This is a genomic window from Streptomyces sp. NPDC005899, assembly GCF_040629645.1.
Lineage (GTDB): Bacteria > Actinomycetota > Actinomycetes > Streptomycetales > Streptomycetaceae > Streptomyces.
The window spans coordinates 1-5,241 of sequence record NZ_JBEXWB010000400.1 but is presented as its reverse complement, the minus strand read 5'-3'; the positions used below and the strand labels follow the sequence as shown (position 1 = coordinate 5,241).

Sequence of the window (5,241 nt, the reverse complement as noted above, 5' to 3'; positions counted from 1 at the left end):
TCGACCGCCTGGTCCAGCACGGCGGTCGCACTGTCGCCCGTCACGACGCCCGGTGCGGCGGCCGGCGCTCCGGCGGCCTCCAGGACCGCGGTGACGTCGCCCCAGCCGCCCAGTGTCTTGCCGTGGCGGAACGCCTCTCCCAGCAGCAGGAGGACCCGGGGGTCGGTCGCCGGGGAGCCGGACCCCGCCGTCGCCGCCTTCGCGTCGCGTGCGCCGTAGGCGTCCTTCCCGCGGCCGGGCGCGCCCGCCAGCAGGATCGCGTCGAACTCCACCGATCGGGCGGTGGCGTAGGTGCGCTGGACGGTGACCGGCTCCCCGCCGGCGTCGAGCACGCCGCCGGCGGGGGCGACGACGAGGGGGACCATGCCCGCCTCCAGGACGGCCCGGCGGACCTCGCGCACCCCGGCCAGGTCGCTGGTCTCACCGGCGACGATCCCGATGATCCTGCCGTCCCTGGGCCACGTCCGGCCCAGCTGGGACAGGGCCGGACTCGGGTCCGGGGCCGCGAGGGGCACCGTGGGGGCGGGGGCGGGGAGGCCCAGGCCGGTGGCGACCCGCTCGCACAGCTCCGGGTCGATGTTGGCGAGCACCCGCAGGCCCCGCTCCTTGACCGCCTGCTCGTAGCACTTGCCGAGCTCGAAGGTGTAGGCGTCGATGATGTGCTCCCGCTCCACCGGGCTCATGCTGAGCCAGAACAGCCGCGGCTGGGTGAAGTGGTCGGCGAAGGACTCCGGCGCCGCACGGACCTTGCTCGCCTCGGGCACCGTGACCGGCGTCTCGACGAACGCCCCGGTGTCGGCCCCGGCGAGGAACGGGCAGCCCGCGTCGAGCGAGTTGGGCCGGTAGGGGGCGACGCCGCGGTGCACCGCCGTCTGGTGCATGCCGTCGCGCAGCATGTCGTTGACGGGGGCGTGGGTGCGGTTGATGGGCAGCTGGCCGAAGTTGGGCCCGCCCAGCCTGGTGATCTGGGTGTCGAGGTAGGAGAACAGGCGCCCGGCGAGCAGCGGGTCGTCGGTGACGTCGATGCCCGGTACGAGGTGGCCGACGTGGAAGGCGACCTGCTCCGTCTCGGCGAAGTAGTTCGTCGGGTTGGCGTTGAGGGTGAGCAGCCCGATCGGCTGCACCGGTGCCAGCTCCTCGGGCACGATCTTCGTCGGGTCCAGCAGATCGATACCTTCGAACGTCTGGTCGGGCGTGTCCGGGAACGTCTGGATCCCCAGCTCCCACTGCGGGAAGGCGCCGGCCTCGATGGCGTCGGCGAGGTCCCGGCGGTGGAAGTCGGGGTCGACACCGTTGATGATCTGCGCCTCCTCCCAGACGAGGGAGTGCACACCGAGCTTGGGCTTCCAGTGGAACTTCGCCAGCGTGGTCCCGCCGTCCGCGTCGACCAGCCGGAAGGTGTGGACGCCGAAGCCCTCCATGGTGCGGTACGAGCGGGGAATGCCCCGGTCGGACATGTTCCACAGCGTGTGGTGGGTCGCCTCGGTGTGCAGGGTGACGAAGTCCCAGAAGGTGTCGTGGGCGCTCTGTGCCTGCGGGATCTCCCTGTCGGGGTGCGGCTTGCCCGCGTGGATGACGTCGGGGAACTTGATGGCGTCCTGGATGAAGAAGACCGGGATGTTGTTGCCCACGAGGTCGAAGACGCCTTCGGAGGTGTAGAACTTCGTCGCGAAGCCCCGGGTGTCGCGCACCGTGTCCGACGAGCCGCGCGACCCCAGCACGGTCGAGAAGCGCGTGAACACGGGGGTCTCGGCACCCTTGGCGAGGAAGGCCGCCTTGCACACGCCCGTGGCGGTGCCGTAACCCTGGAAGACGCCGTGCGCCGCGGCGCCCCGCGCGTGCACCACCCGCTCCGGAATGCGCTCGTGGTCGAAGTGCATGATCTTCTCGCGCAGATGGTGGTCCTGGATGAGGACCGGGCCCCTGGGGCCCGCCTTCAGCGAGTGATCGGTGTCGTACAGCCGGGCGCCCTGTGCCGTGGTCAGGTACTCACCGCCCTGGGCCATGTCCGCCCGGGACGCGGGGGTGCGCTGACCGGTGGGGCTCACCGGCTCCGGCCCGCTCTGGTCGGGCTTGGGCGGCAGCGGCTCACGCGGCCGGGTGGGCTCGTCGACCTGCGGGGACCGCGAGTTCGGCTTCCCCGGGATGCCCTCCTCCGGGCCGGTGGGTACTCCCAGGGCGTCGGCCGCCTTCTCCGCGACGGCCTTGAGAGGGTTCTTGTCGGTCATGTCGCTCCAAACGTCGGTGGGCCGTGCTGTGTGTCCTCGGTGTCCGCGCCGGCCTGTCAACTGCCCGCGGCCGAGGTCGAAACGTCACGACTGGTCGAGATGTCTGCCTGTACCCGCGTTCCCGAAGGCGAATCACACGTGTGCCGCCGGGGCGCCGGGCGGCGCGCCGTCGGGTCCCGGGCGCTCACCCGACGTACCTGCGGGCAGTCGATCTGCGCTGCGCCCGCTCGAGAAGCATCAGGCGGGCCTCGAGTTCGCGCGGTACGGGCCGGCGCTGCCTCAGCACCCAGGGCAGCCCCGCCACCGCGCGGCCGAAGGCGCGCGCCGACGCCCGGTCCCGGGGGACCGTGCGCAGCAGGTGGACGGTGCGCCGCACGGCCGATGCCCACGGGCGCCGCAGCCAGGTGAACCAGAGCGTGTTGCGCAGCCCGGTGGTCCGGCGTTCCGTGCTGTCGCGGACCGTGGAGGCCGCGTGGTGGATCAGGAGGGCGGGCACGTAGCTGAGCCACCAGCCCTGCCGGAGCAGGTCGGTGGCGAGGAGTTCCTCCTCGCCACCCAGCCACAGCCCCGGGTGGAATCCGCCGGCCTCGCGGAAGGCGTCCGCGCGCATCACGGTCGCGGCCGCGAGGAACGAGCCGAGCGCCGGACCGGGGAGCCAGTCGGGCCCGGTGAGCGGGGAGTCCCGGAGTTCGGCCACGACGGGGTCCTCCTCCCCCGACGGCTCGACGACGATGCGGGCCGTCACGGCGGCCAGCCGCGGGCGCGTGTCGAGGAGATCGGCGGCATGGGCCAGCGAGCCGGGTTCCCACCAGGTGTCGTCGTCGCAGAACGCCACGTAGGGCGTCCGCACCTGGCGTACGGCGAGGTTGCGGCCGACGGCCCCCAGGTTGCGGCCGGGCCTCAGCAGGGTCACCTCGGGGAACGACTGCGCGACGGCCTCGGCCGTGCCGTCGTCCGAGTCGTTGTCCGTCACGATGACGTGGGGCTGCTCCGGAAGGGTGCGCAGCAGCCCCAGGGTGCGCAGGAGTTCGGGTCGGCGGTTCCGGGTGATCACCACGACGGTCGTACGGGTGTCCCTCATCGGCCTTTCACCTTCTCGTGGTGGTCCGTCCGGGCCTGCCGTTCGAGCAGCCGGACCGCGTGTTCGACCCTGGCCGGCAGCCGGTGCCGCTGCCGCAGGGCGGCGGGCAGTCTGACGGCGGCTCCGCGCAGTGCGGCCGCCGCTCCCGGCTCCCCCCGGACCGCGGAGGCGGCCAGTCCCCCGGTGTGCAGCACGGCCACGTACGCCGGACGGCGCAGCCAGTCGGTGAGCAGCGCGTTGCGGCGCAGGAGGGCGGAGCGGCCTGGCCGCCCGCGGGAGTCGGGATGGTGGTGGGCGACGACGGACGGCTCGTACGCCACGCCCCAGCCGGCCGCGGCGAGGTCGTAGGCCAGCAGGGTCTCCTCCGCGCCGAAGAACAGCAGCGGGTGGTAGCCACCGGTCTCCAGGTGGGCGCGGCGGCGGACGACGCACGCGCAGCCGAGGAATCCGAGGACGGGCCGCCCGGGCAGATCGGGTTCCGGCGGCAGCGGGGAGCGGGCCAGCAGCGCGTTGACCGGGTCCTCCTCCTCCCGCGGTCCGACGAGGCTGCGGGCCGCGAGCAGCCCGAGGCGGGGGTGGGTGTCGAGGAGGTCGGCCGCGCGTCCGAGGGCGCCGGGACGCCACCAGGAGTCGTCGTCGCTGAAGGCGACGTACGGGGTGCGCGCCTGGCGGACGGCCAGGTTGCGGCCCACGGCCCCGGTGTTGCGGCCGGGGGTCAGGACCTCGGCCCGGACGGGGTGCGCCCGCAGCGCCTCGGTGGCCGCCGGGTCCGCGCCGTTGTCCACGACGACGACCGGCGGGCGTTCGGGCAGCGCGGCGAGCCGGTCAAGGGTGCGCAGGGCGCTGCGCGGCCGGTCCTTGGTGATCATGGCGACGGTCGTGCGGTCGTCGGCCGGGGAGCCGGGCAGCCCCGTCTCCTCAGGCACGTCCCCACGCCTCCGCCGGCGTGCCCTCGCCGTGGCGCACGGCCGGCCGCGTTCGTACGGCCCGTTCCAGGACCGCGTCGAGCACCTCCCCGGTGCCGATGCGCAGCAGTGCGGGGTCGGTGGTCCGTCCGTGCGGGTCGCCCGGCGGGCCGGGGTGCCAGAGGACAGCGTGGCGCGGTCCGGGCGGCGGGCCCCAGAGGCGCGGGGGCACCGGGCCGAAGAGGGTCACCGACGGTGTGCCGTGGGCGACGGCCAGGTGCGCCGGCCCGGTGTCGCCGCTGAGCAGGCAGGCCGCCCCGGCGACGACCGCGGACAGTTCCGCGAACGGCAGCCGGCCGGCCAGCACGTGTTCCGGGCCGAGTCCCGCCCCGGAGGCCACCATGGCCGCCAGCTCCTGTTCACCGGGACCGCCCGTCACGACGACCCGGTGACCGGCGGCCGCCAGCCGGCGGACGACCTCGGCGTACCGGCCGGCCGGCCAGCAGCGGGCCGGTGCGTCGGCCCCGGGGTGCACGACGACGGCGCCGGGCACCGGCGAGGGCCGGGAGGGCGGTGGCAGCCGCACGTCGTCCGCGTCGGCGTCGATGCCGTAGGCCCGCAGGAAGCGGCACCAGCGCTCCCGCTCGTGCTCGTCCGAACGCCACCGGGGCGGGTCGGGGACGGAGGGGTCGGGACGCGCGTAGGACAGGAGCCGCCCTGGGCGGAGCGCGGCCAGTGCCGCGTGGCTCTCGGGCCCGTTGCCGTGCAGATCGATCGCGAGTGCCGGCGGCCCGCCCGTCCAGCCCGTGAGGACGGGCACCCCGCGGCCCGGCGCCGACGCCGGAAGGACGGTGTCGACGGCGCCCGTGGCGAGCGCCGCGTCGCGCAGGGCCTCCGGGAGGGCGAGTACGGTCTCGTGCCGCGGAAAGGCCCGGCGTACCGCGCGCAGGGCCGGGATTCCGGCGAGCAGGTCACCGAGGCCCAGGGCGCGGAGCACGAGGACGCGGCCCTCCCGGGCCCCTGGACC

The 5,241-nt window shown here is 74.9% G+C and carries 4 protein-coding genes; all 4 read right to left on the bottom strand.

Annotated elements, in window-relative coordinates; genetic code table 11:
• Nucleotides 1-2,228, bottom strand: a 2,228-nt coding sequence (locus tag ABZ371_RS28545; protein ID WP_358684856.1) for a catalase, incomplete at its 3' end; no start/stop codon positions are given.
• A gap of 184 nt (nucleotides 2,229-2,412) precedes the next feature.
• Nucleotides 2,413-3,309 carry a glycosyltransferase gene (locus ABZ371_RS28540; protein ID WP_358684853.1) on the bottom strand — a complete coding sequence of 299 codons (897 nt, stop codon included), beginning with the start codon at nucleotides 3,307-3,309 and terminating at the stop codon, nucleotides 2,413-2,415.
• Nucleotides 3,306-4,178 carry a glycosyltransferase gene (locus ABZ371_RS28535; RefSeq protein WP_358684860.1) on the bottom strand — a complete coding sequence of 291 codons (873 nt, stop codon included), beginning with the start codon at nucleotides 4,176-4,178 and terminating at the stop codon, nucleotides 3,306-3,308. The genes ABZ371_RS28540 and ABZ371_RS28535 overlap by 4 nt, the downstream gene beginning before the upstream one ends.
• A 49-nt stretch (nucleotides 4,179-4,227) precedes the next feature.
• Nucleotides 4,228-5,211, bottom strand: coding sequence for a glycosyltransferase family 9 protein (locus tag ABZ371_RS28530; protein WP_358684858.1), 984 nt, complete (start codon nucleotides 5,209-5,211; stop codon nucleotides 4,228-4,230).
• Between the last annotated feature and the right edge of the window lie 30 nt (nucleotides 5,212-5,241).